Source organism: Roseomonas marmotae, assembly GCF_017654485.1.
Lineage (GTDB): Bacteria > Pseudomonadota > Alphaproteobacteria > Acetobacterales > Acetobacteraceae > Pseudoroseomonas > Pseudoroseomonas marmotae.
Map to the genome: position 1 here is coordinate 111,706 of NZ_CP061092.1, position 23,167 is coordinate 134,872.

The following is a 23,167-nucleotide window of genomic DNA, read 5'->3' on the forward strand; positions in this document are numbered from 1 at the left end:
ACCATGTCCGCCACTCTCGCCGCATCCCCTGGCCCGGCCCTCCAGATCAGGGGGCTGGTCAAGGAATACGCTCCAGGCAAGCCGGTGCTGAAGGGGATCGACCTTGCGATCGGAGCGGAGGGGATTACCGCCATCATCGGCCCTTCCGGCACCGGCAAGTCGACCCTGATCCGCTGCATCAACCGGCTGGTCGAGCCGACCCGCGGCAGCGTCACGCTGCACGGCACGGAGCTGACGGGGTTGCGGGGCAGCAGCCTGCGGCTGGCGCGGCGGCGCATTGGCATGGTCTTCCAGGAGTACAACCTGGTCGAGCGCCTGACGGTGATGGAGAACGTCCTCAGCGGGCGCCTCGGCTACGTCTCCTTCTGGCGCGCCTGGCTGCGCCGCTACCCGCAGGCGGATATCGAGCGCGCCTTCGCCCTGCTCGATGCCGTCGGCCTGCCGGAGCACGCCACCCGGCGCGCGGATGCGCTCTCGGGTGGTCAGCGCCAGCGCGTCGGCATCGCCCGCGCCCTGATGCAGCGCCCCGAGATCCTGCTGGCGGACGAACCGACCAGCAGCCTCGACCCGCGCACCGCCATCGAGGTGCTGGAACTGCTGACGAAGCTGACGGCAGCGGAGAACGTCCCCGTCATCATCAACATCCACAATGTCGAGCTGGCCAAGCGCTATGCCCGCCGCATCGTCGGCATGTCCGATGGCAGCGTGATCTTCGACGGCCCGCCGGAGGATCTCCGCACGGACCATCTGCGCGCCATCTATGGCGGGGAGGACTGGCTGTGAGCGCCACCCTCACCGCGCGGCGCGCCTTCGCGCCGAACTGGCCGATGCGCCTCGCGTTGCTGGCGCTGGCCGCCTATGCCATCTGGGCCAGCACGACGCTGGGCCTGACCTGGGAGCGAGTCGGCCTCGGCATGGGCGAGGGCGCGCGGCTCCTCGGCCGCATGGTGCCGCCCAATTTCGAACGCTGGGGCCTGCTGCTGGAAGGGCTGCTGGAAAGCCTGCAGATCGCGGTGCTGGCCTCCGCCATCGGCATCGCCATCTCCCTGCCGCTCGGCATCCTCGCGGCGCGCAACCTCTCGCCCTGGTGGATTTCCGGGCCGGTGCGCGCGGTGATCGCGGTATGCCGCTCGCTGCACTACGTCATTGTCGCCATCCTGTTCGTGAAGGCCATCGGCTTCGGCGCCCTGGCCGGCGTGGCGGCGCTGGTGGTGGCCTCGATCGGCTTCATTGCGAAGCTCTTCGCCGAGGCCGTGGAGGAAATCTCCATGAAGCAGGTCGAGGCCATCCGGGCCACCGGGGCCGGGCCGATGAAGGTGATGAGCTACGCGGTGATGCCGCAGGTGGCCTCGCGCTTCGTCGGCTTCTGCCTCTACCAGCTCGACAGCAACCTGCGGAACTCGACGCTCGTGGGCATTGTCGGCGCCGGCGGCATCGGCGGCACGCTCTTCGCCGCCTTCAAGCGCTTCGACTATGATTTCGTCTGCGCCATCCTGCTGTCGATCATCGCCCTGATCTTCCTGGCCGAGCTGATCTCCGGCCGCGTGCGGGCCGCGCTGCAATGAACATCGTCTCCCCTCCCTCCGACGTGCGGGACCCGATGGCGCCGCTGCGCCGCGAATGGACCCGCCACACCCCGGCGCAGCGCATCGGCCGCTGGGCGGTCTGGCTGGTCTGCGTCGCCGCCGTGGTCTGGGCGGTCCGCAGCATCGACATCATCCCGGAGTTCCTCGTGGACGCGCCGGAGCAGATGGCGGACCTGCTGCTGCGGATGTGGCCTCCGGCCTTCTCCCACTACTGGCCCGAGGTGCACCACGCGCTGGTCGAGACGTTGCACATCGCGACCCTCGGCACGCTGCTGTGCTTCGTGCTGGCCGTGCCGCTGGCCCTGCTGGCGGCGCGCAACATCTGCCCTATCCGGCCCCTCAACGTGCTGGCCCAGCTCGGGCTGGTGGCCTCCCGCTCGGTCAATTCGCTGGTCTGGGCGCTGCTCTTCGTGGCGATCTTCGGACCGGGCCCGGCGGCGGGCGTCTTCGCCATCGCCTTCCGCTCCGTGGGCTTCGTGGGCAAGCTGCTCAGCGAGGCGCTGGAGGAAACCGCCCATGGCCCGCGCGAGGCGCTGCGCGCCACGGGCGCGCCCTGGGGGACGGAGGTGCTGAAGGGCGTCTGGCCGCAGGTGCAGCCGGCCTTCTGGGGCATCGCCCTGTTCCGCTGGGACATCAATGTGCGGGAAAGCGCCGTGCTAGGCCTCGTCGGCGCCGGCGGCATCGGCCTGGTGCTGGATGACGCCATCAACTTCTTCCACTGGGACCGCGTGGCGATCATCCTGCTGTCCATCCTGGCGGTGGTCCTGATCGCGGAAGTGGTGGTGACCCGGCTGCGCACAAGGCTGCTGTGATGGCCGCTGATGTCCTGGACCTCCTGGTCATCGGTGGTGGCGCCAATGGCGCCGGCATCGCGCGGGATGCGGCTGGGCGGGGCCTCTCGGTGCTGCTGGCCGAACGCGGCGACCTTGCCGGGGCCACCTCCTCCGCCTCCTCCAAGCTGATCCATGGCGGGCTGCGCTACCTGGAGCACCGCGAGTTCCGCCTGGTGCGCGAGGCCCTGGCCGAGCGTGAGGTGCTGCTGCGCGCGGCGCCCCACATCATCTGGCCCATGCGCTTCGTGCTGCCGCACGAGCCGCAGATGCGGCCTCGTTGGATGCTGCGGGCAGGGCTTTTCCTCTACGATAACCTCGCCAGGCGCGTGACGCTGCCGGCCAGCCAGTCGCTGGATCTGCGGCGCCACCCCTGGGGCGCGCCGCTGCGCAAGGGGCTGGCCCATGGCTTCGCCTATTCAGATGCCTGGGTGGAGGATGCGCGGCTCGTCGTGCTGAACGCCCGCGATGCCGCCGCGCGCGGCGCCGAGATCTGCGTGCGAACCGAGTTCGTCTCGGCGCGGCGCGGTGTGGATTACTGGACCTGCGCGCTGCGTGACACCGGCACCGGCGCCATCCGCGAGATGCGGGCACGCGCCATCGCCAACGCGGCGGGCCCATGGGTCATGCAGGCGCTGGATGCGACAGGCGTCGCCGCGCCAGACAAGGTGCGGCTGGTGCGGGGCAGCCATATCGTGCTTCCCGCCCTCTATGAGGGCGAACAGGCCTATATCCTGCAGAACGACGACCGGCGCGTGGTCTTCGTCATCCCCTATGAAGGCCGCTTCACGCTGGTCGGCACCACCGACGTGCCGCATGACCCGGCCGACGGGCCGCCACGCTGCACCCCCGAGGAAGCGGCCTATCTCTGCCGCGCCGTCTCCCGCGCCTTCCGCCGCCCGATCGCGCCCGATGAGGTGGTGTGGAGCTATTCCGGCGTTCGCCCCTTGCACGATGACGGCGCCAGCGACCCTTCCGCTGTGACGCGAGACTACGTGCTGAAGCTGGACCGCAACGGCCCGCCCATGCTTTCGGTCTTCGGCGGCAAGATCACCACCTACCGGCGCCTCGCCGAGGATGTGGTGACGCAGTTGGCGGGCGCGCTCGGCAAGGGCGGCAATCCCTGGACGGCGGGCGCCGCCCTGCCCGGGGGCGATCTCGGCGGCCTCAGCGCCGAAGGCTTCATCGAGGAAGCAGCGCGCCGATATCCCTTCCTGGACGCCGCACTGCTGCGGCGCCTGTTCCGCTGCTACGGCTCGGAGCTGGATCGCGTGCTGGGCCACGCGTGCTCAGCCGCAGAGCTGGGCCAGCATCTAGGGGGCGGCATCACCGAGCGCGAGCTGGAATGGATGCGGGCCGAGGAATGGGTGAGAGACCCCGAGGACGCGCTGTGGCGCCGCACCAAGCGCGGGCTGCACATGACGCAGCAGCAGCGTGACAGCTTCGCCGGCTTCTTCGCCCAGAACAGCGCGACCGCCATGGGCTGAGATGCCGGCCTGAGCCGCCGCCGGCCCTCTGGCTGGCCGCACCGCTTCTGGCGTCGCGGCCAGGGTAACATCAGGCCTTCTCGATTCCTGCCCTCCAGCCGCCGTGCGGGAGGGCCGCCCACCTGTCACTGGATGCGGATGTTCCGCTCCGACCAACGACCGTGTGTGGATGAGCGGCCAGGCTGCTCCTGGTGGCCTGCACATTTCGTCAAACGACCGTTTCGTAGTGTTCACCCCCTCCGACCCATGATCGGGAGCCAGAATGGCCCGCAAAACCCCGCTGAAGCGGCTGGGGGGCGGGGACGGCGTTCCGGGGTTCATCGCCTGTTACCGCGTCTCGACCGACAAGCAGGGCGCCAGCGGCCTCGGACTAGAGGCCCAGCAGGAGGCGGTTGAGCGCCATGTGCGCGCCGCCGGCGGCCGCGTCGCATATCGCTCATCGACATCGAAGAAGCCCGGCTGACCTGCCATCGCCACTGCCCCCCACTGATTGACCTCAGTGAACCGGCTCAGCGCCTCAACCACGAGGTTTTCGAAGCGTCCTCCTGGCCGTCGTGCTCGCCGTCCAACTGAGCGAGCGTTGCCGTAATCAGGTCCGGCGCCGCTTCCGGCCGAGAAGGCGGCGCGCATAGCGGGATGCCCGCTCTCCAACAGAGGGTGGCCCTCGCCGCCAGGCAGCGCCAGTACCGCTCTTCATGTCTGCGCTTCCTCGGAGCAGAAGCACCATTGCAAGGTGATATTGTTACGTTCTAGTGTCCTGATCGCGAAATTCCTACGATTATGCGGGTGAACGTAGGGAGAGCCGCGATGGGCAGACCGGCGGTAACGATGAGGTTGAGTGAGGCCGAACGTCGGGAACTGGAATCCCTGGCTCGGGCTCACAAGACCGGACAGGCGATGGCGCGCCGGGCCCGCATTGTATTGGCCGCCGCCGCGGGCCTGGAGAACAAGGCGATCGGCGCTGAGGTCGGCGCGGACGCCAACACGGTCTCGAAGTGGCGGCGCCGCTTCGCCGTGCATCGCCTGGACGGGCTGCTCGATGAGCCCAGACCCGGCACTCCCCGCACGATCGGCGATGATGCGATCGCCGATACCATCCGGCTGACGCTGGAAACAACGCCGCCAGGTGCGACACATTGGTCTCTGCGCTCCATGGCCCGGGCCGTCGGGTATGCGCCATCGACCATCCACCGCATCTGGCGGGCCTTCAGGCTGCAGCCGCACCGGAGCGAGACCTTCAAGCTCTCCAATGACCCGCTCTTTGTCGAGAAGGTGTGGACTTGCCCTGGGAAAGTGGAGAGCGGTTGTTGAACTATGCGACGGCCTCGAAGGCACAAGGGCTCTGATAGGCAAGTGCTGAGTGCCGTCGCCGCGGATTGTAGAAGCTGTCGATATAGCGGCCAAGGGCGAGTTCGGCCTGCTGACGTGTGAGGAAGGTGGTTCGCCAGACCATCTCCGCCTTCAGGGTCTTGAAGACGGTCTCGACCATGGAGTTGTCGAAGCAGTTCCCCCTGCCACTCATCGAGATGGCGATGTCCGCATCGCGAAGCATCTTCTGGTACGCGCCCGAGCAGTATTGGCCACCTCGATCGGAATGCTGCACCAAGCCCGGTGGCGGTCTGCGCAACAGCAGGGCTCTTCGCAGCGCGGCCATGGGAAGTTCCTTCTTCAAGCGATCACCCACGGCCCAGCCGACGATCCGGCGCGAGTACAGGTCAACCACAATAGCCAGGTAGAGCCAGCCCTCTGCTGTCCAGATATACGAGATGTCGCTGCCCCACTTCTGGTCCGGCCCGGTGGTTGTGAAGTCCTGCTCCAGCAGGTTTGGGGCGACCGGATTGGTGTGCTGGCTGTCGGTGGTGCGCTTGAACCGCCGCTTCTGCAGCGCTTTCAGCCCATTGTCGCGCATCAAGCGGGCTAGCCGATGGCGCCCGATCGAGAGACCCTGGGCCTTCAGCTCGGCATGCATACGCGGACTGCCATAGGTCTCGTTGGAACAGGTGAAGTGACCGCGAATATGAGCCAGGAGGATCAGGTCCGCCCGCTGCCGCCGGCTGGCCATCCTCCCCTTCCAGGCATAGTACCCCGCTCGCACTCACGCCCAGAATACTGCACAGACGTGGCACCGGTGCTGTCGCCTTCTCCGCATCGATGAGCCGGAACTTCATCGACTTGTCTCCTTGGCGAAGAAGGCGGTGGTGGTTCAACTGGTCAGCGCAACGGCCTGGGCAAGGGTAGCGGCTGGTGTTTTGTAGCCAAGGGTTTTCCTTGGCCGGGTGTTGAGCCGCAGGGCGATCGTGTCGAGATCATCCTGGCTGTGAACGGATAGATCCGATCCCCTGGGCAGGTACTGCCGCAAAAGACCGTTGGTGTTCTCGTTGCTGCCCCGCTGCCAGGGGCTGCGGGGATCACAGAAGTATACCGCAACATCCGCCGCAACAGCGAAACGCTTGTGCTGGGCCAGCTCCATTCCGCGGTCCCAGGTCAGCGACGACATCAGCCCCCGCGGAAGTTGCTGGACCTGCCGGACCAGCGCATCAACCACGCTCTCAGTATCTTTGCCATCCACCTGGACGAGCATCAGAAAGCGGGATCGGCGCTCCACCAGGGTCGCAACATGCGTGTTCTTGCCACCTGAGAGCAGGTCGCCTTCCCAGTGGCCTGGAACAGCACGGTCCTCAATCTCGGCGGGGCGTTCGCGGATCGACACGGCGCCGATGATCTGCCCTCTGGGTTGTCCTTCCGTCGTGGAAGTCTTGGCGCGCCGCATCAGACGGCGGCTCCGGAGCGTCGCCAGCAGCTCTTTCTTCAGGACGCCGCGCGCCTGAATGAACAGGCTCCTGTAGATCGTCTCGTGCGACACCCGCATGGCCTCGTCGTCAGGGTACTCCACCTCAAGCCAGCCGGATACCTGCTGTGGCGACCACTGCTGCGCCAGCTTCTCTGCCACCACGGCCTGCAGAGACCGATGGGTGGCCAGCAGGCACGGCTTGGGGCGGCACGCTTGCTGCCAGCTTCGTCCATCAGCAGCCATAGCACGATACTGCATGCGGCCACCATTGCGGCCGATCTCACGGCTGATGGTCGACGGCGATCGGCCGAGTTGCGCCGCGATCTGGCGTAAAGATAAGCCAGCCACCAGACCCCGCGATATCTCCTCGCGCTCCTCCAGCGTCAGAGCGCGGGCAGATCGCTGCCGCAGCGGCGGCGCAATACCGCCTTTGGCTTGCAGCACACCAAAGATCGAGCCCGCGGGCTTGCCGAGAGCCCGTCCGATGTCACTGAGCGACTGGCCGTCCTTCCATCGGATCCAAAGCTCCCTTTTCTGCTCCGCAGATAAGCCAGGCCGGCCGGTTCGCGCCATCGTGGATCCTCCCGGAACATCATGAAATCAATCATGTTGCGCTGACCAGTTGAACCCACCTTTGCTTTTTTTAGCAGGTCCCGCTCTTGCCGCAGGATCTCGTTCTCCCGCCGGAGCCGCGCCAACTCCTTCTCCGCATCCGGGTGAGGGCCGGCCAGCAGCTCCGTCTCCTGCAGGCGACGTCTCCAATGGGTCAGCGTCGACTTGCCTACCCCGAGGTCGGCCGCCACTTCGCCCACCGGCCGCCCGCTTGTCGACAACAGTCGGACCGCCTCACGCTTGAACTCCTCCGTCCAGCCACGCTGGTGTGGATCTCCCATCGCGCCCTCCAGGTTCTCATGACCTTACCTGAGCGCTCTCCACTTCTCCCGGGGAAGTCCAGATCGCCAATGGCGCGCCCATCCCGTGCCCTTCACCAGTTCGGAGCACACCGAATCACGCCTCTCGCCAGTGCACCTCACACGAATGAGTCAGCAGTTCGTGGGGCGGGTATTCATGGCCGGAGCTGGCCGAGAGCGGCCAGTCCGCTCTTCGGCATGCCTCTCGGCAAAGCGGTCGTTAGCCTACAGGTCCAGCAGGCCATACCCACCCTACAGCCCATCTTCACCGGCAGCCGCTCCTAGGCAGCACCAGTGGTCAGGACGAACAAGACGCCGGTCAGCGAGCCCGGTCGGACAGCTGCTCCGAGGCTTCAACGCCGCCTACAACGCCCGCCGCCAGCGCGTCCTCAACGGCGAGACACCCGACCAAGCCGTCAGGGAACGCCTCGGGAGTGTCAGAAATTTCGTGTGCGGCGGAGCGGTTAAACACGCTCAGGCCATGGCGCGGGTGAAGCGTTCGCCGAACAGGACGGCGAACTGAGCCTTGGCCATGGACCATTCCCGCGGCGGCATGGTCCACTCCTTCTCCGCCCGGTGCAAGACCAGATACAGAAGCTTCAGGGCAGCCTCATCCGTGGGGAAGTGCCCTCGGCCTCGGACCGCCCGGCGCAGCTTTGAGTTCAGCGCCTCGATGGCATTCGTGGTGTAGAGAAACCGCCGGATCTCGATGCTGAACGCGTAGAACGGCACCACCTCGGTCCAGGCACGGCGCCAGCTCTGGCCAATGGCGGGGTACTTCTGGCCCCAGAAGCCCGCTTCGAAAGCGGCCAGGGCCGCCTCGGCGGCTGTGGCGTCCACTGCCTGGTAGATGGCCTTCAGCGCCGCGGCCACCGCCTTGCGGTCCTTGTAGGCGACGAAGTCCAGGCTCTGCCGCAAGAGGTGGACAATGCAGGTCTGCACCACCGCTTCCGGGAACACCGCCACGATCGCTTCGGGAAAGCCCTTCAGCCCGTCCACCACGGCCAGCAGCAGGTCCTCGACACCCCGGCCGCGCAGCTCGTTCATCACCCGGAGCCAGAACTTCGCGCCCTCATTCTGCTCCAGCCACAGGCCCAGGATCTCCTTGCCGCCGTCGGCCCGGACGCCGAGCGCGATGTGCACGGCCTTGTTGCGTACCAGCCCTTCGTCCCGGATCTTCACCCGCAGCGCATCAAAGAACACCACTGGATAGACGGGCTCCAGCGGCCGGTTCTGCCAGGCGGCAATCTCATCAAGCACGGCATCCGTCACAGCGCTGATCAGGTCCGGCGAGACGTCGATGCCGTAGAGTTCGCGCAGGTGACCCACGATCTCCCGCGCGCTCATGCCACGGGCGTACATGGAGATGACTTTGTCATCGAAGCCGGGGAAGCGCCGCTGATACTTGGCGATCAGTTGTGGATCGAAGCTCGCCTGCCGGTCCCGCGGGATCTCCAGCGCCAGCTTGCCGCTGTCGGTCACCACCGACTTCTGACCATAGCCGTTGCGGCTGTTGCCCTCGCCACCCTCTCCGGCAAGGTGGTGGTCCATCTCGGCGTTCAACGCCCGCTCGGCGAACGCCTTTTTCAGCTCATCCAGCAGGCCGCCCTGCTCGAAGGCTGATCGGGCATCGGCACCGGCCAACAACTGGTCCAGGATCGCATCCGGAATCCGCGGCTCTTTCCGTCGGGCCATGGGAGGTCTCCTTTGTCCCCACTATGCCCCGCCGCACACGAAATTTCTGACACTCCCAACGCCTCCGAGCTCGGCGCAGGCTCGCCCGCCCCAAACCCGAAACACCTGAAGGTCGAGCCGGACCAGAGGACATCGCCCGCGCACGCCTCATCGTTGAGGATGCCAAGGAGGTCCCACAACCAGACAAGCTGCCTTTGACTGGGTGCTGGTGCTCCCTGCGCAGGATGATGGTATGGGCCGGGTATGAGCGCGCCAGCTACCGCACCGGACAAGGACCCTGACATGACATCGCTCGCCGCCGCTGTTGCTGCCACGCGCCCGCTGGTGGAAAGCCTGTTCGACCAGTTGCGGAATGCGACACTGGACGAACCCGGCGTGACCCGCGCGCCCTATGGCCAGGGAGAGTCCTTCGCGCACCGCCTGCTGGCCGGGGCGGCACGTGACCTGGGGCTGGAGGTCAGCCAGGACGCTGCGCGCAACACCTATCTCACGCTTCCAGGCCGCGACCGCGCGGCGCCGGTGCTGATGACCGGGTCGCACCTGGATTCCGTGGCACATGGCGGCAATTTCGATGGTGCCGCTGGCGTGGTCGGCGGACTGGCGGCCGTGATGGCACTGCGTACGATGCGCCCCGTGCCGGAGCGGGATGTCACGGTGATGGCTATCCGGGCCGAGGAAAGCGTCTGGTTCCAGGTCTCCTATATTGGCAGCCGCGCTGCCTTCGGCGTGCTGCCGCAGGGGGTGCTGGACAGCGCCACGCGCATCGACAGCGGCCGCAGCCTCGCCTGGCACATGCAGGAGGAGGGCGCAGACCTCGCGGCGCTGCGCACCGGCGCGCGCCACCTGGACCCGGCCCGTGTCGCCGGCTTCGTGGAATTGCATATCGAGCAGGCACCGAGCCTGGTGAAGGCCGGCCGGCCCATCGCCATCGGCACCGGCATTCCCGGTAATTTCCGTTACCCCGATATCATCGTCACGGGCGAGCAGGCGCATGTCGGGCTGCCCCGCCGCTTCCGCCAGGATGCCGCGCTGGCCGGCGCCGATTTCGCCACGGGCCTCGACCGCATCTGGGCGGAGAAGGAGACCGCCGGCATCCCCATGGCCGCCACCATCGGCCGTTTCCACACCGATGCCGCGCTACACGGCATGACCAGCGTGCCCGGCCGCTTCCTGCTCAGCCTGGATGTACGGGCCTATGACGAGGCCGTGCTGGCGGGCCTGGAGAAGCAGGTGCTGGAGCTTGTGGCGGAGATCGAGGCGCGGCGTGGCGTCCGTTTCGCGCTGGGCGCCCGGGCCTCCGCGCCAGTCGGCCCGGTGGCGCCGGCGATCCGCGATTGCCTGGAGCGGCAGGCGGTCGCGCAGGGGCTGGACTGGCAGCTGCTGGGCAGCCCCGCCTCGCATGACGCGGCTACCTTCGCCGCCATGGGTGTCCCGATGGGCATGATCTTTGTGCGCAATGTCAATGGTAGCCATAACCCGGACGAAGCCATGGAGATCGACGACCTGATGGCCGGCATTGGTGTTCTGGCGGGCTGGATGGTGGAGGCATCAGCCTGAACACGCCCGACTGTCCGCTCCGCGACGTGCCGTGGCCGGTTGAGGCGCTCACCCTCCCCGATGCTGGAGCCGAGCGGGTGCGGCACCGTCGCGCAGGTCACGCTCCCGTCGGGTCATCGGCGGGGGCCGATCCGGCAGATGGCTTGCTCGCACCATGTTGAGGGCACCACGACTGGGCGCCGGCCGGGCCCCCATCAGCTCCCCGCCGCCACTGATCGTCCCGGTGGGTTGGCGCCGCCCGTCGCCTTCGGGCATCACTGGGCGGCACGGAGAAGGCGCAGGATGTCGGAGATGCCGAAGTTGAGATTCCCCGAGGCCAGCCTGCTGGTCGCCATGCTCAGCGGTCACGCACCCGTGGACGTCCGGCGTGCGGCGCAGCGCCTGCGTGCGGAGGGCGCGTCCGCCGTGGCAATCGGCGATGATATCGTAGGTCTGGCACGCGGGCTGGCCCTCTCCGAGGTGTCGCGCTCCCCGGCCGTGCTGGACGTCCTGCCGCCGCTCTTCTGGCTCGAGGCGCGGCGGAACGACGGACCCGGCATCCGTGGATGGGTTGTGGAGAAGAAGCGAGGGGCAGTCTCCATCCGAGGCTTCAGCAGCGCCTCCGGTCATGAGACCGCGCCTGAGCCGGAGGGAACCGCGACGGTGCCATTCGGCGCCGGCGCGCAGGAGGAGGATGAGGGCATTCGCTACGTGAGGGGTCTGGTTACCCTCATCAGCCTGCCCGAGATGTTGTCGCAGATGGGAGAGAGTTCTCCCATCATGCTGATGCCGGCCCATGCGTCTGAGCAGGACGCAAGCCTCCTTCGCGGCTTCAGGCTGTCCATGGCAATATCTCCAGACGCGGCGCCGGCTTGAGCCTTTATCTTCGTGGCCACCCAGCCTCGGGAACTGAACTGGTGGCCGCCCAGGACGGAGCCAAGTAACTGATCCTGAAGGCGGTGAAGTCAGTTTGCCAACATCTCGTTTGACCGGCAGTCTCGGTGTGGAACGCATCGGCAGCCTTGATCACTATTTATACCGGGCGGGTGATCAGATCATACGCCTTCAAAAGCCGGTAAACCGTGGCCTCCCAAACGAAGTAGTGCTCTCCTCGGTGAAGCGCCCGACAGGGGGCGCGTGGCGACAGCCTGAACTGCTCCAGGAGCAGCTCGACGATCCGGTTATCAATGTCGGCCGAAACACGGCTCCGCGCCCAGCTTGGCGCCGAGCACCGATCTTCCAGCGCCTTCGGGCCTCCTCGGGATAGCGGCCGTACCAGAGGCAGAAGGTTCTGCGCGGAACGCCTGCTTGCTCCAGCACGGTGTTCGGCAATTTGGCAGCGAGGTATGCGGGAGGCTTGTGTGCGGTCCTCGATCCTGGGCGTCTGACGAGCGGGGCCAGCCTTGCGTGAAGATGATGGCCTGACCAGCACCCCGATCCTTGTAGAAGATCCGGATGGCGCCAGCGGTGGTGAAACAGGCCATGGATCATCTCCATTTCGCACATGTGCGGATGAGCCCCCGCCGAGGTTTCGCGGCACCTCAAGCCAGGATAGGCCAGATCATTCCAAGACCGAACATGATGAAGAGGGCTCCTGTCAGACGGCGGCCGAGAGCGCCGTTGTCCTGCCCGGAAAACAGACTGCGAAGTTGCCGGGCGCCGAATGCGAAGCCCGCCAGCACGAAGAGCTTTGTCGCCACGAAGGTGCCCACAAGCACCGCCAACAGGCCGGGGCCGCCGTCTGCCGGAACGAACTGCGGAAACAGCGCGGCGAAGAAGAGAATTGCCTTGGGGTTGCTGATCCCGATCCCGAAGGACTGAAGCCAGAGGCCGAGGCTGCCGCCGTCCTGGCCGGCTGGCATGCCATCGCCATCGCCATCCTCCACGACAACCGAAGGCGCGCGGAAATAACGAAGGCCGAGCCAGAGCGGATAGACGGCTCCTCCGAGGCGCAACGCGGTGAATAGCGTAACGTTGGTTGCCAGCAGCGCTCCGACGCCGGCGGCCGAGAGTGACGCGAGAATGACGATGGCCACTAGATCGCCGCTCAAAACCAGGATCGCCCGCCGCGGGCCATACATGATGGCGTTGTTGAGCAAGAAGACTGTCGAAGGGCCGGGGCTGGCGACCTGGGCCGCGCCGATCAGCACGAAGGTCGCAAATGTCGTGAAACCCATCTATCACTACCTGGGCATTTTGTTTGCGTATGATCTGATGGTGTGCGACGCCTCCTGCTGGAGGCGACGATGATGACGAGCATCCTTGGTGGTGGAGCAGATCTGGATCGCTGGCTAGCGCCGTTCCTGGAGGTTCTGGGGCGCAAGACCCGCCGCACCTGGGCACCGCTCTACCTGCGGGGTCTGCTCGGACCCGGCGAGCGCAAGAGCCTGCAGCCGATGGCCGCCCGGCTTGGCTTGGGCGGCCACGACCAGCTGCAGCACTTCATCGCCAGCCCCGCCTGGGATGATGCGCCGCTGTGGTCGGTGCTGGCGCAGCAGGCCGACAAGCTGGTCGGCGGTCCGCAGGCTTGGCTGGTGATCGATGACACGGCGCTGCCTAAGAAAGGCACGATGTCAGTCGGCGTGCTGCCGCAGTACTGCGGCCAACTCGGCAAGAAGGCCAATTGCCAATCGCTGGTGTCGCTCACCCTGGCACAGGGCGAGGTGCCTGTTCCGGTCGGTCTACGGCTGTTCCTGCCGGAGAAGTGGACCGATGACCCTGCACGCTGTGCCAGGCAGGCGTGCCGGAGGCGGCGATGGCGCCGCGAACCAAGGCCGAAATCGCACTGGACGAACTCGACCGGCTGAGGGCGGCGGGCGTGCGGTTCGGCACTGTGCTGGCCGATGCGGGCTATGGCGCAAGTGCGGCGTTCCGGCAGGGCCTGGATGCTCGGGATCTGCGCTGGGCGGTGGGCATCCCGCGCAACCAGAAGGTCTACAGCGCCGCCGTGCAGCTGGTGCCGCCGCAGGGACGGGCTCGTAAGCCAGTGCCGAACGAAGAGCCAGCAGAGGGGAGAGGGTGTTGGCCTCGCAAACCTGGCGCCGCATCGCCTGGCGGCAGGGTACCAAGGGCGCATTGGCGGCCCGGTTCGCCGCGGCGCGCATCCGGGTGGGCGACGGCGCGGTTTGGGGCAACAACCGGCATCTGCCGGGTGATGAAGCCTGGCTGGTCGGCGAATGGCGCTCTAGCGGCGAGCGGAAGTACTATCTGAGCAACCTGTCCGCCGACACACCGCTGCGGGCGCTGGCGGCCACCATCAAAGGACGCTGGATCTGCGAACAGGCGCACCAGCAGCTGAAGCAGGAACTCGGGCTCGGCCACTTCGAGGGACGGTCCTGGACAGGCCTGCACCGACACGCGTTGATGAGCTGCATCGCCTGTGCCTACCTGCAGCACCTCCGCCTCGCCGCGCACCGCCGGACGAGGCGGGGGGAAAATGCGGCCCCCAATGCCGGGCCCGCCACCCTCACCAAGCCTGCCCGCCGTGCGACGCGCCATTCTCGACCGCCTGTTCAGCCATCTCGTCACGCCGATCCGATGTCCGCACTGCCGACGCAGGTTCCTGTCACCTCATCATAAAATGCCCAGGTAGTGCTAGGTGCCGCGACCCGCCGCTTCCAGGATTAAAGCGGTGATCTCGTCGGGGTGCGAGATCATTGAGAGATGGCTGGATGCCAGCTCGACTACCCGGGCGCCCATGCGGTGTGCCATGAATCGCTCAAGATCCGGATTGATCGTGCGGTCCTCCGAAGAGACCGCGTAGAAGCTGGGCTTCGAACGCCAGGCGGCATACGCCGTCCTTCCGGTGAGCAACGCCTTCTGGAAGGGGGCCTGCACGGCGTAGAGAACCATTGCCTTTGCCCGCGGCACGTCGCCAGCGAAGTTGCGCAGAAAGGCGGCCTCACTGAGGCGTCCCTCATCCCCGTCGAAGACGATGCCAGCCGATGCCGGGGGCGCCGGGAAATTCCCGGCGAGCGCGGCATAATCCTCTCCGGCATCCGGCGCTCGCGCCGCGACATAGACAAGGGCGGAAACATTGGGATGAACCCCGGCCTCGGTGATGATCATGCCGGAGAAGGAGTGCCCGACCAGAACCGTCGGACCGTCCTGCCGCGCCAGGACCTTCTCCACCGAGGCCACCGCTTCCGGCAGCGTCGTCAGGGGATTCTGGACGGCGGTGACATTGAGCCCCGCCGATTGCAGGCGGGCGATCACCTCGGTCCAGCACGATCCATCGGCGAAGAGGCCATGGGCCAGGACGACGTTATGCGCCTTAACGGCTTGGGCAGCCGCCGCCCCGCGGGCCGAGGTGAAAAAGGGCGCCGCGGCAGTGGCCAGCAATGCGGCGGCAAAGGTTCGGCGCTTCATTGTCATGATACGTCCTCATTCAATGTTGGGGGTGGCGTGATGGCCGGATGGATCCCGGCGTAGAGGGGCCAGACGGTGGGCAAGGAGGAATCGTCCATGGCCACATCACCGGCGGATGATGAGGCGCGGTCTCGCCCACCACGCTCGGATCTGCCGGCGCGCATGGTGGCGCCGGGGTATCCGGCATGGATGTCCTGCCGCATCCGCCGGGTGACAGGAGGTGCCAAGCCTGCATCGCTCACCTGCTCCCGGAACTGGGGCGGAGCAGCGAGGACAGGACGAGTGCAAGGATCACGGCCAGCGCTGCCACGGTGAAGCCATCGGCGATCGCGAGGATGGTGGCCTGTTGACGCACCTGTAGGCTGAGTGCCGATACGGCCTGGGATGGCGCTTCCACCGCGCTGGAAGCGCGCGCGATGAAGGCAGCCGTGAGCTTGGCGAGCCGTTCCTGCACGAGGCCGCTGCCGGACTGGACGTGGAGGCCGAGCAAGTAGGAGTTCGCCTGCTCGGCCACGCGCAGATAGGTCTGCATGAAGGCGCTGCCGAGCTCACCTCCGAGGAGGCGGGATGTCTGGAGGATGGTGCCGAGCGCCAGGGCATCCGCCGGGCGCATGTTCCGCACCGCGAACAGGACCAGAGAGATCAGGGCCATGGACTGCCCGCAGGCCTGCAGGATCTGCGATGGCAGGAATTCTCCCGTCTGCCACGTGCCGGTAATCTGCGTGCACATGAGGCAGGCCACGCCGATGGCCGTCATACCCGCGGCAAACACGATCCGGGGGTCCACGCGCGTCAGGAGGGCGGCGATCAGGGGGGCGAGCAGGAACTGCGGCAAGGCAACCCAGATGAGGACTCTCCCGACCTGGAGGCTGCGGAAGTCCTGTACCGTGGTCAGGTATTGCGGGATGAGCAGGGCGGTTGCCAGGAGCACGAAGCGGTAGAGCACCAGCAGCCCCGCGATCAGGACCAGGTTGCGATCCAGCAGCAGGCTCGGGCGCAGCCACGGGTTCGGCGCCGTGACCTCTCTGACAATGAAGGCCGCGATCATCACGGTACCGCCCGCCAGCAGCCCGCAGATGAGGCCGGAGTTCAGCCAGTCGAGCCGGTTTCCCTGATCCAATGCCGCATAGACGAGGGAGAAGCCGATGCTCGCATGCAGCATGCCCCACCCGTCACCCATACGGGCGCCCAGCTTGTCCACCGGCTGGCGTGGCATCCCATAGGCCACGCAAGCCACCATCGGAGCTGCCAGCAGCGCACCCTGCCAGAAGATCCAGCGCCAGCTGAGCTGGTCCAGGTAGAAGCCTTCGAGCGAAGCCGGGATGTTGAGCGAGAGCTCGAGGTTCAGCCCGTAGGCGGCAATGCCGTAGGGCCACCAGGCCGGCGGCAGGTTCCGGATGACGAAGCCGATGGCCAGCGGAATGAAGGTTCCGCAGGCCAGCCCTGCCACGACCTGCCCGAACAGGAGGGTTTCCAGGTTGGGGGAAAAGGGGATGAGGGCCGAAGCGATTCCGAAGATGATGGCAGAGGCCATCAGGACACGGCGCACCCCCAGAACCATGCCCAGCCAGGCCGCCGGCGGCCCGATGAACATCTGCGCGACGGTTGCCGCGGTCGGGATCCAGGCGCCCTCGTCGAAGCCCGCATGCACGGCGCCGCGGATATCGGCCAAGCCCAGGCTCGTGATGCGCCCATAGAGGGTCGAGATCACGGCGCCAAGCAGTACCGCGGCGATCCCGACCAGCGGGTGCGTGGAAGGCGTTGCGCCGCTCGGCGCCGCGGCTGGGGCGGCCACTGTCGCGCTCACGGGATCGGCTCCTCGACATGCACCGTCACTTCGACCGACATGCCGGGACGGAGGCGCCCGATCAGGTCAGGCCCAAGGTCGAGCGCGATCTTGACGGGCAGCCGCTGCACCACCTTGGTAAAGTTGCCCGTGGCATTGTCAGGCGGCAGCAGGGCAAATTGCGAGCCGGTGCCGGGCGACCAGGAAGCTACGTGCCCCTTCAGCGCGAGGCCAGGAAAGGCATCCACGCGGATATCGGCCGGCTGCCCCTGGCGCATCCGGCCGAGCTGCGTCTCCTTGAAATTGGCGAGGACATAGATCCGCGAAAGCGGCACAACCGAGATCACCTGGGTGCCGATACCGACATACTGGCCGGGAAACACGCGCCGCTGGCTCACCACGCCGTCCGTCGGCGCGCCGATCTGCGTGTAGCCCAGATTGATCCGCGCGAGGTCCCGGGATGCCTCCGCAGCAGCGAGAGCTGCCTCCAACTCCGGCTGCTTGCTCTGAAGGACGGCGAGCTGCCGGCGAGCTGCCTCGACGCCCGCCCGTGCCTGGGCCACCTGAGCCGCCGATACCTGAGCCGCAGCTTCGGCCTGCTCCACCTTCTGCCGCGTGCCGGCGATGCCGCTGGCCAGCAACTGCTGCTGTCGCGCGGCCTCCAGGGAGTCACGGTGCCCGCCGGCCTGCGCGCCTGCAACCGCCGCTTCAGCCGAGGCGATGTTCGCTTCCTGCAGCGCTTGCTGTGCATTCAGGTCGTCGAGGGCCGCCCGGGACGCCCGAACATTGGCCTCCGCCTGGGCCAGGGCCGCAGCATAGGTTCTTTCATCCAGCTCGATCAGGAGGTCACCCTTCCGGACCGCCTGGAAGTCGTCGACAAGCACCCGCTTCACCGGCGCGGCCACCAGGGCTGCGAGCGGCGTCAGGTCGCTCGCAAGATAGGCGTCGTCCGTCCACTGCGTGGCTGCGCCACCTACCCAATCGTCCCAACCCAGCGCGATCCCGCCGCAGAGCAGGGCAGCCAGCACGAGGGGCAGGAGATTCGGCAGGAGGTGCCGGAGCGGCCGGGCCGGTTGCTGCGGCGATTGCGCCGTTCCCACACCGGAGGCGTCTTCCGGGCCTTGCGGGACCGGCGCGATCCGAGAGGTGGCGAGGTCGGAAGAGGCGGCTGGATAGGGTCCGCTCAAGGCAATGCTTTCCATGCGCAATCCTCCATCGCCTGTTCCGGTCGGTAGTCCATTGCGCATTCAGCCCTTCGCGGCTGGATCCGCAGTGAAGCGGCTTCTCCAGCTGAAGCGCGCATCGGACGGGCCGTGGAACGCCGGTGATGAGCCCCTTGATAAGGGTTCGCATTCCTCCAGCTCTATCATACGAAGGTTTCTGCGCTGCAGCGTGGCGCCTGGCCGGAATGCTGGCCGGGCGTGGGAAGCATCCCCGAACTGGCGCGTGCAGCTGATCGGGACGGCTGCCGCGGCCCAGCCGCGGCAATGTCATGCGCAAGATGGAGGCCAGGTCGCTGGCCGATCTGGTGAGACTGGTGGACACGCTGGGAACAGGGTGGGATCCGCCGAGGGGATTTCAAACCTCCGTATGCTTCACGCGGGGAATGGCCTTTGGCTCCAGGAGGACAGAAGGCTGATCCGAGCTCGGCACTCCGGAGGAAACGCTCGCTTGCCTCAGATCCCTGGATTTGAAACGGACCGGATGTAGGCCGAGGCTGCCGACAGGCAATACCGGAGCATCCATGAGGCGGCCCACTGCCCATACCGCTGTGACCATCCTGCTCACCGCAGCGGAGACGCCTCTCGGCTATACGAGTCTCGCGTTGCCCATCGATGGCACGCCCGGCATTCGCGTGGCGGGCCAGCGCAATCTGCTTGGTGCGACCGAAGGAACGGGCATCGCGGCGATCGCGCGGGAGCCTCCTTACGTACAGTCGACCGGCGCGCCCTGCATGACTAGCTTCCCGCGATCAGCACCGACTTCTGGTGCTGCGCGCCTTCGCCGGCGCCCATGCGCGACCGACCTGGAGAATGGGCCGGCTGGAACAAGGAAATCTCCATGACGTCAATCTCCACCACCATCCAGGCTCTCCGCTGGCATGTCCTCTGCGTCCAACAGCCGAGCCTTGAGGGGGCCTGCCACCCGAAACCGTGGAGTGTGGGTAGCGAGTTCCTCAACCTTGATCCAGGCCGCGCGACTTGGTCCTCGTGGATAGGTTCACGACCATCGGAGAGTCGCAGATCCTGGTCAATTGGCTGGTCGGCCGCAGCAAAAGCCTCACCACCGTCTATGTGACCCACGGGCATGGCGGGCATTTCCTCGGGCTGCCAGCGTTGCTTGCCCGCTTTCCGGAGGCGCGGGCGGTCGCCTTCCCCGCGGTGGTGGAGGCGATGCGCGGCCAGCCGAGACAGGCATGGAAAGACGGCTTCTGGCGGCGGCTCTTTCCAGATTCCGGAGCAGGTCTGCGTCGCCGACCCGCCCGAGGAGCGCATGCTGCAGCTGGAAGGGTGTGAGTTGAGGATCGTGGCAACCGGCCGGACCGCTACCACTCGATCGGATTAATCGGCGGCGGCACGTCTGTAACGGCGTCCATCCCCATCTTAGCGAGACCGATACCGAGAGCAGACTTGAATGGATCGCTGCGCTCGACAGGCCAGCGGCGCTGGAGCCCCGTGCGGTGATCGCCGGTCCCAAGATTCCCGGCAATGACGACGATCTGCGGATCATTGCAGAAACGCGCCAGTATCTGCGTGACTTCAACCGGATCGACAGCACGACCGCCGACGCGTGCCAACTCTACGATGCGATGCTCGCGCTATATCCGGGCCGTGCCAATACCGGATCGCTATGGGCCGCAGCGAATAAGGCCAAGGCGCAGCGCCGAGGCCTCGGTTTTTCCGGGCCTGAGCGCGCCTTCCGCACGCGGTGAAATGGCGAGGCAAGCACTGGCGGCCCACGGTGCCGCCGCGGCTCTAATGCATAGCGCTCTTGATCGCGTCGAGCAGGGCGTCCGGGTCAATCGGCTTGGTCAGGAAGGCTGTGGCCCCCGCAGCCAGGGCCTGGGTCCGCGTGGTGTCCGTGGGAAAGGCCGTCATGAAGATCACCGGCTGCGGCCATCCGCGGCGGGCAAGCTCGCTCTGGAGTTCAAGTCCGCTCATATCGGACATGTGAAGGTCGGTGACGACGCAGGCCGAGGCTCTCGCGTCTTGATCGGTGAGCAGCTCGCGCGCTCCCTCGAAACAGCGCGCCGCCAGTCCGGCCGAACGCATCAGGCTGGCCAGGCTAGCACGAACGTCCGGATCGTCGTCGACAATGGCGATGAACGAAGGTCGGGGCACGCGGTGGTTACTCCAAAAAGAACGATGAGAGACGCCGGATCACCACGCATCAAACGCGCCCAAGGGCCAAAGTGCCATCATACTCAAACATTATACCGGTGGACTGTCTGGTTGCGCACCTCGAGCAGCTCGGCCATTCGCACGAGATCGGCGAGCGACTGCGCCTCCATCTTGCGCATGACGTTTCCACGATGGATTTTCACGGTTATCTCGGACAGTGCCATACGGGCCGCGACCTGCTTGTTCATCAACCCGGCGACAACAAGCGCCATCACTTCCTTCTCTCGCGGTGTCAGCCGAGCATAGCGCTGCCGCAGCGCGTCCGCTTCGGCGCCGTTCAGGCGCCGGATGCGATCGGCCTCGATTGCGGCTGCGACCGCCGCGATCATCTGCTCGTCGCTGAATGGCTTGGGTAGGAAATCGAGGGCGCCGGCCTTCATGCCGCGCACCGTCATCGGGATATCGCCATGCCCCGTAATCAGGATGACCGGAATCGCGATGCCGCCGGCGATGAGCCGGTCTTGGAAGTCGAGCCCGCTTTCCCCCCGCAGGCGAATGTCCAGGACAAGGCAGGAAGGCATGCCGGGAGGGCCTGCGGCGAGAAACTCCTCGGGCGTCTCATAGAGCCTGGTGTCGAAGTTCGCGGATCGGAACAGGCTGCCCAGTGCTCCGCGCATATCCGCATCGTCATCGATCACGCACACCTGGCCGCGATCGGTCATGTCACTGCCTCATGCTGCTGAACCACAGGAAGCGCGAAGGTGAAGATCGCACCGCCTTCCGGATTATTGGCCGCGCCCAATGTGCCGCCATGTCGTTCGATGATCGACCGGCAGATCGACAGCCCCATGCCGAGGCCGGAAGGCTTGGTCGTGAAAAAGGGGACGAACAGATGCTCTGGATCGCCGGCAATGCCCGTTCCGCAATCGCTCACGCTGATCCGCAGGCGGTCGTCATCCCGCCACGCCTCGACGCAAAGTGCGCGCTGATCCGCCGGGTTGGACCCCATCGACTGCTCGGCATTGATCATCAGGTTCATCAGCACCTGCTGGATCTGGATACGATCGCCGAAAGCGAGGGGCAGGCCGTCCACGAACTTCAGGTGCAGCTTGATGCCGTTGGCATCGAGGTCGCGTTTCAGGAGCGCCGCGGTTTCCTCGACCATCGCCTGCAGCGCGAAGGGCTCCTGCTGTGGTTCGGCGTTGCGCGCGAGGGCCCGGATCCGGGCGATGACATCGGCGGCACGGGCGCCGTTGGACGCGATCTGCTCAAGGCAAGTGACGGCCTCCACCGGATCCGGTGTCTCGCGGCGCAGCCATCGCTGGCCCGACTTGGCATAGGTGATGATCGCCGAAAGCGGCTGGTTCACCTCATGCGCGATTGACGCGGCGAGCTGCCCCAAGGTGGTCACGCGTGAGACATGGGTGAGCTCGGCCTGTGCCTGGTTGAAACGCTGCTCGGCGCGGTTGCGCTCGGTGAGGTCGATGGCCATCAGCAGCACCCGCTTCCATTCGCCGTCGCTGGGCGGAAGCGTGACATGGATGATGACATCGACGATGTTGCCTGACAGGGTGAGGAACTGGGCTTCCTCCTTGATGACCGCTTCGCCACGCAGCAAGGCCCGGATGACACGGACGAGCGCGGCCTCCGCCGAAGGGGTATGATGCCGGATGATTGTATTGCCGATCAGCGCCGAGCGATCGGGCAGGCCGAAGAGGCGCGCCGCCGCATCATTGGCGTCGCGGATGACCGCGCTGCGCGCGATCCGGTCCAGCGTCTCCGCATCCGGCATCCGACCGCCATGCAGCATCGTATAGGCAGCGGACCAGTCGCCTTCCCAGATCGGCAGGGCGGCGGCATTGAAGATGGTGCGGTAACGCAGTTCGGATTCGCGCTTCTCCTCGGCGGCTACCTGGTTGCGGAAGCACAGGAGCGTCGTGGTTCCGATCGCGACGAGGCTCACCCCAAGGCGCACCGCTGCCGATCCGAGCGGCTCGCCGACATGGGTGAAGGCATAGCCTATCAGGGCGAGCAGGGCCCCGAGCGCTCCGGCGGCAAGGATTTCCATACGCCCGTGGGCGCGAGAAGCGAGCAGGACGACCGAGGTGTAGAGCACCGCAACTGCGCCCTGAAGCGGGCTCAGCACATCGAGCGCGAAGATCGAGAGCGCGACGAGCAGCGCGGCGCCGCAATAGACCCGGTGCGCCAGTCGGCTTCCGGCGGCATCGTCACGCATCATCGCCTCCTGCAATTCACTGTATCGATCCGCTTGGGGCAGCAGGATAATCGATTGATTTCGTCTCATCAACGTTTCGTCACGTTCGGGTATTGCCCTGCACGCTACTTGCCTCAGTGCCGCAAGTGCAGCGCGAAGCATGTGCTGCGATAGCCGCTCGACTAGGCTGCGCTGCCAGGCCGGGTTGCTGTCATGTCCATTGAGCTTGCGTCCATTCCCCTGTGCCTGGTGCTGAGCTGATACCGTGGCCGCGATCGAGGATCCTGCTTAAGGAGACAATAGGAAGGCGCGAAGTGCGGTGCGGAGCTTGCCGGTCCGGTTGAGCTAACAAGCATGTTTGAAGGCGCTTCTGGCCATCCGGAGATGATCATCTCGATGGCTGCTGACGCCTGTGGGACAACCATCGAGACAGTGGTCCGGATCGACCTCGCCACCACGTCGCATCCGGTAGAGGTGGCGGTACGACTGCGGCGCCGCCGAGATGCGGGGATCATGTTGTCGAAACCAGCGTGTCCGAACGGATCCTTGATACAGCACGCCTTGATCGAGACCATCTGCATCGGAAACTTTAGATGGTACGCATCTGGTGATAGCTCTCGT

20 protein-coding genes and 3 pseudogenes are annotated in these 23,167 nt (G+C 66.3%); 11 read left to right on the forward strand and 12 right to left on the reverse strand.

Annotated elements, in window-relative coordinates; all coding sequences use genetic code 11:
* The first annotated feature begins 3 nt into the window (after positions 1-3).
* The 6 genes from phnC (at position 4) to IAI58_RS17495 (ending at position 5,214) form a co-directional block, all read left to right on the forward strand.
* Positions 4-783, forward strand: a complete 780-nt coding sequence (phnC, locus tag IAI58_RS17470; protein ID WP_207451195.1) for a phosphonate ABC transporter ATP-binding protein — start codon at positions 4-6, stop codon at positions 781-783.
* Positions 780-1,565, forward strand: coding sequence for a phosphonate ABC transporter, permease protein PhnE (gene phnE / locus IAI58_RS17475; RefSeq protein WP_336512383.1), 786 nt, complete (start codon positions 780-782; stop codon positions 1,563-1,565). The genes phnC and phnE (IAI58_RS17475) overlap by 4 nt, the downstream gene beginning before the upstream one ends.
* Complete coding sequence (gene phnE, locus IAI58_RS17480) at positions 1,562-2,398, forward strand: phosphonate ABC transporter, permease protein PhnE (protein WP_207451197.1); 837 nt, start codon at positions 1,562-1,564, stop codon at positions 2,396-2,398. The genes phnE (IAI58_RS17475) and phnE (IAI58_RS17480) overlap by 4 nt, the downstream gene beginning before the upstream one ends.
* Positions 2,398-3,903 (forward strand): glycerol-3-phosphate dehydrogenase, encoded by a 1,506-nt coding sequence (gene glpD / locus IAI58_RS17485; RefSeq protein WP_207451199.1) that lies wholly within the window; start codon positions 2,398-2,400, stop codon positions 3,901-3,903. The genes phnE (IAI58_RS17480) and glpD overlap by 1 nt, the downstream gene beginning before the upstream one ends.
* A 262-nt stretch (positions 3,904-4,165) precedes the next feature.
* Positions 4,166-4,366 carry a recombinase family protein gene (locus tag IAI58_RS17490; RefSeq protein ID WP_207451212.1) on the forward strand — a complete coding sequence of 67 codons (201 nt, stop codon included), beginning with the start codon at positions 4,166-4,168 and terminating at the stop codon, positions 4,364-4,366.
* A gap of 371 nt (positions 4,367-4,737) precedes the next feature.
* Positions 4,738-5,214 carry a helix-turn-helix domain-containing protein gene (locus IAI58_RS17495; protein ID WP_237182703.1) on the forward strand — a complete coding sequence of 159 codons (477 nt, stop codon included), beginning with the start codon at positions 4,738-4,740 and terminating at the stop codon, positions 5,212-5,214.
* Position 5,215: 1 nt separating this feature from the next.
* Here the strand turns inward: IAI58_RS17495 and IAI58_RS17500 are convergent.
* The 4 genes and pseudogenes from IAI58_RS17500 to IAI58_RS17510 all read right to left on the reverse strand — a co-directional run.
* Positions 5,216-6,089, reverse strand: a pseudogene (locus IAI58_RS17500) (IS3 family transposase); the annotation flags it as partial.
* Between the two features lie 17 nt (positions 6,090-6,106).
* Positions 6,107-7,267 (reverse strand): IS30 family transposase, encoded by a 1,161-nt coding sequence (locus tag IAI58_RS17505; protein WP_208776119.1) that lies wholly within the window; start codon positions 7,265-7,267, stop codon positions 6,107-6,109.
* A 62-nt stretch (positions 7,268-7,329) separates the two neighbouring features.
* Positions 7,330-7,587, reverse strand: a pseudogene (locus IAI58_RS23115) (transposase); the annotation flags it as partial.
* A gap of 492 nt (positions 7,588-8,079) precedes the next feature.
* The gene (locus IAI58_RS17510; protein WP_208776107.1) at positions 8,080-9,300 is read right to left on the reverse strand and encodes an IS256 family transposase; all 1,221 of its coding nucleotides are present in this window, start codon (positions 9,298-9,300) and stop codon (positions 8,080-8,082) included.
* A gap of 282 nt (positions 9,301-9,582) precedes the next feature.
* Between IAI58_RS17510 and IAI58_RS17515 the strand changes: the two genes are divergently transcribed.
* Together IAI58_RS17515 and IAI58_RS17520 are read left to right on the forward strand one after the other, a co-directional pair.
* Complete coding sequence (locus tag IAI58_RS17515; protein WP_207451478.1) at positions 9,583-10,857, forward strand: Zn-dependent hydrolase; 1,275 nt, start codon at positions 9,583-9,585, stop codon at positions 10,855-10,857.
* Positions 10,858-11,139: 282 nt separating this feature from the next.
* On the forward strand, positions 11,140-11,712 hold the full coding sequence (locus IAI58_RS17520) for a hypothetical protein (protein ID WP_207451476.1): 573 nt from the start codon (positions 11,140-11,142) through the stop codon (positions 11,710-11,712).
* Between the two features lie 665 nt (positions 11,713-12,377).
* Here the strand turns inward: IAI58_RS17520 and IAI58_RS17525 are convergent.
* The gene (locus IAI58_RS17525; protein ID WP_207451474.1) at positions 12,378-13,013 is read right to left on the reverse strand and encodes a LysE family translocator; all 636 of its coding nucleotides are present in this window, start codon (positions 13,011-13,013) and stop codon (positions 12,378-12,380) included.
* A gap of 72 nt (positions 13,014-13,085) precedes the next feature.
* Between IAI58_RS17525 and IAI58_RS17530 the strand changes: the two are divergent.
* Positions 13,086-14,047: pseudogene (locus tag IAI58_RS17530) on the forward strand (IS701 family transposase).
* Between the two features lie 383 nt (positions 14,048-14,430).
* Here the strand turns inward: IAI58_RS17530 and IAI58_RS17535 are convergent.
* The 4 genes from IAI58_RS17535 to IAI58_RS23335 all read right to left on the reverse strand — a co-directional run bounded on the left by IAI58_RS17535 (position 14,431) and on the right by IAI58_RS23335 (position 19,074).
* Entirely contained in the window at positions 14,431-15,210 is a 780-nt protein-coding gene (locus IAI58_RS17535) for an alpha/beta fold hydrolase (protein ID WP_208776121.1), read from the reverse strand.
* Between the two features lie 232 nt (positions 15,211-15,442).
* Complete coding sequence (locus IAI58_RS17540) at positions 15,443-17,011, reverse strand: MFS transporter (protein ID WP_207451022.1); 1,569 nt, start codon at positions 17,009-17,011, stop codon at positions 15,443-15,445.
* Positions 17,008-18,192 (reverse strand): HlyD family secretion protein, encoded by a 1,185-nt coding sequence (locus tag IAI58_RS17545; protein WP_207451020.1) that lies wholly within the window; start codon positions 18,190-18,192, stop codon positions 17,008-17,010. The genes IAI58_RS17540 and IAI58_RS17545 overlap by 4 nt, the downstream gene beginning before the upstream one ends.
* Positions 18,193-18,948: 756 nt before the next feature.
* On the reverse strand, positions 18,949-19,074 hold the full coding sequence (locus tag IAI58_RS23335; RefSeq protein WP_272874895.1) for a hypothetical protein: 126 nt from the start codon (positions 19,072-19,074) through the stop codon (positions 18,949-18,951).
* A 117-nt stretch (positions 19,075-19,191) separates the two neighbouring features.
* Here IAI58_RS23335 and IAI58_RS17550 point away from each other — a divergent pair, with 117 nt between their 5' ends.
* Positions 19,192-19,506, forward strand: a complete 315-nt coding sequence (locus tag IAI58_RS17550) for an MBL fold metallo-hydrolase (protein ID WP_207451018.1) — start codon at positions 19,192-19,194, stop codon at positions 19,504-19,506.
* A gap of 164 nt (positions 19,507-19,670) precedes the next feature.
* On the forward strand, positions 19,671-19,922 hold the full coding sequence (locus tag IAI58_RS17555) for a hypothetical protein (RefSeq protein ID WP_207451016.1): 252 nt from the start codon (positions 19,671-19,673) through the stop codon (positions 19,920-19,922).
* 43 nt (positions 19,923-19,965) lie between these two features.
* Here the strand turns inward: IAI58_RS17555 and IAI58_RS17560 are convergent, their stop codons facing one another.
* The 3 genes from IAI58_RS17560 to IAI58_RS17570 all read right to left on the reverse strand — a co-directional run bounded on the left by IAI58_RS17560 (position 19,966) and on the right by IAI58_RS17570 (position 22,636).
* The gene (locus IAI58_RS17560) at positions 19,966-20,331 is read right to left on the reverse strand and encodes a response regulator transcription factor (protein WP_207451014.1); all 366 of its coding nucleotides are present in this window, start codon (positions 20,329-20,331) and stop codon (positions 19,966-19,968) included.
* Between the two features lie 83 nt (positions 20,332-20,414).
* Positions 20,415-21,053, reverse strand: coding sequence for a response regulator transcription factor (locus IAI58_RS17565; protein ID WP_207451013.1), 639 nt, complete (start codon positions 21,051-21,053; stop codon positions 20,415-20,417).
* Positions 21,050-22,636: a sensor histidine kinase gene (locus IAI58_RS17570; RefSeq protein ID WP_208776123.1), complete on the reverse strand. Its 1,587-nt coding sequence runs from the start codon at positions 22,634-22,636 to the stop codon at positions 21,050-21,052. The genes IAI58_RS17565 and IAI58_RS17570 overlap by 4 nt, the downstream gene beginning before the upstream one ends.
* Positions 22,637-23,167 lie beyond the last annotated feature (531 nt).

What these genes read in the sequence shown, in the direction of transcription:
- glpD (WP_207451199.1), top strand. Translation starts at nt 2,398, where the DNA reads ATGGCCGCTGATGTCCTGGACCTCCTGGTCATCGGTGGTGGCGCCAAT.
- IAI58_RS17565 (WP_207451013.1), bottom strand. Translation starts at nt 21,053, where the DNA reads ATGACCGATCGCGGCCAGGTGTGCGTGATCGATGACGATGCGGATATG.
- IAI58_RS17505 (WP_208776119.1), bottom strand. Translation starts at nt 7,267, where the DNA reads ATGGCGCGAACCGGCCGGCCTGGCTTATCTGCGGAGCAGAAAAGGGAG.
- IAI58_RS17510 (WP_208776107.1), bottom strand. Translation starts at nt 9,300, where the DNA reads ATGGCCCGACGGAAAGAGCCGCGGATTCCGGATGCGATCCTGGACCAG.
- IAI58_RS17525 (WP_207451474.1), bottom strand. Translation starts at nt 13,013, where the DNA reads ATGGGTTTCACGACATTTGCGACCTTCGTGCTGATCGGCGCGGCCCAG.
- IAI58_RS23335 (WP_272874895.1), bottom strand. Translation starts at nt 19,074, where the DNA reads ATGGTGGTGGAGATTGACGTCATGGAGATTTCCTTGTTCCAGCCGGCC.
- IAI58_RS17570 (WP_208776123.1), bottom strand. Translation starts at nt 22,636, where the DNA reads ATGAGACGAAATCAATCGATTATCCTGCTGCCCCAAGCGGATCGATAC.
- phnC (WP_207451195.1), top strand. Translation starts at nt 4, where the DNA reads ATGTCCGCCACTCTCGCCGCATCCCCTGGCCCGGCCCTCCAGATCAGG.
- IAI58_RS17515 (WP_207451478.1), top strand. Translation starts at nt 9,583, where the DNA reads ATGACATCGCTCGCCGCCGCTGTTGCTGCCACGCGCCCGCTGGTGGAA.
- IAI58_RS17520 (WP_207451476.1), top strand. Translation starts at nt 11,140, where the DNA reads ATGTCGGAGATGCCGAAGTTGAGATTCCCCGAGGCCAGCCTGCTGGTC.
- IAI58_RS17545 (WP_207451020.1), bottom strand. Translation starts at nt 18,192, where the DNA reads ATGGAAAGCATTGCCTTGAGCGGACCCTATCCAGCCGCCTCTTCCGAC.
- phnE (WP_207451197.1), top strand. Translation starts at nt 1,562, where the DNA reads ATGAACATCGTCTCCCCTCCCTCCGACGTGCGGGACCCGATGGCGCCG.
- IAI58_RS17490 (WP_207451212.1), top strand. Translation starts at nt 4,166, where the DNA reads ATGGCCCGCAAAACCCCGCTGAAGCGGCTGGGGGGCGGGGACGGCGTT.
- IAI58_RS17535 (WP_208776121.1), bottom strand. Translation starts at nt 15,210, where the DNA reads ATGACAATGAAGCGCCGAACCTTTGCCGCCGCATTGCTGGCCACTGCC.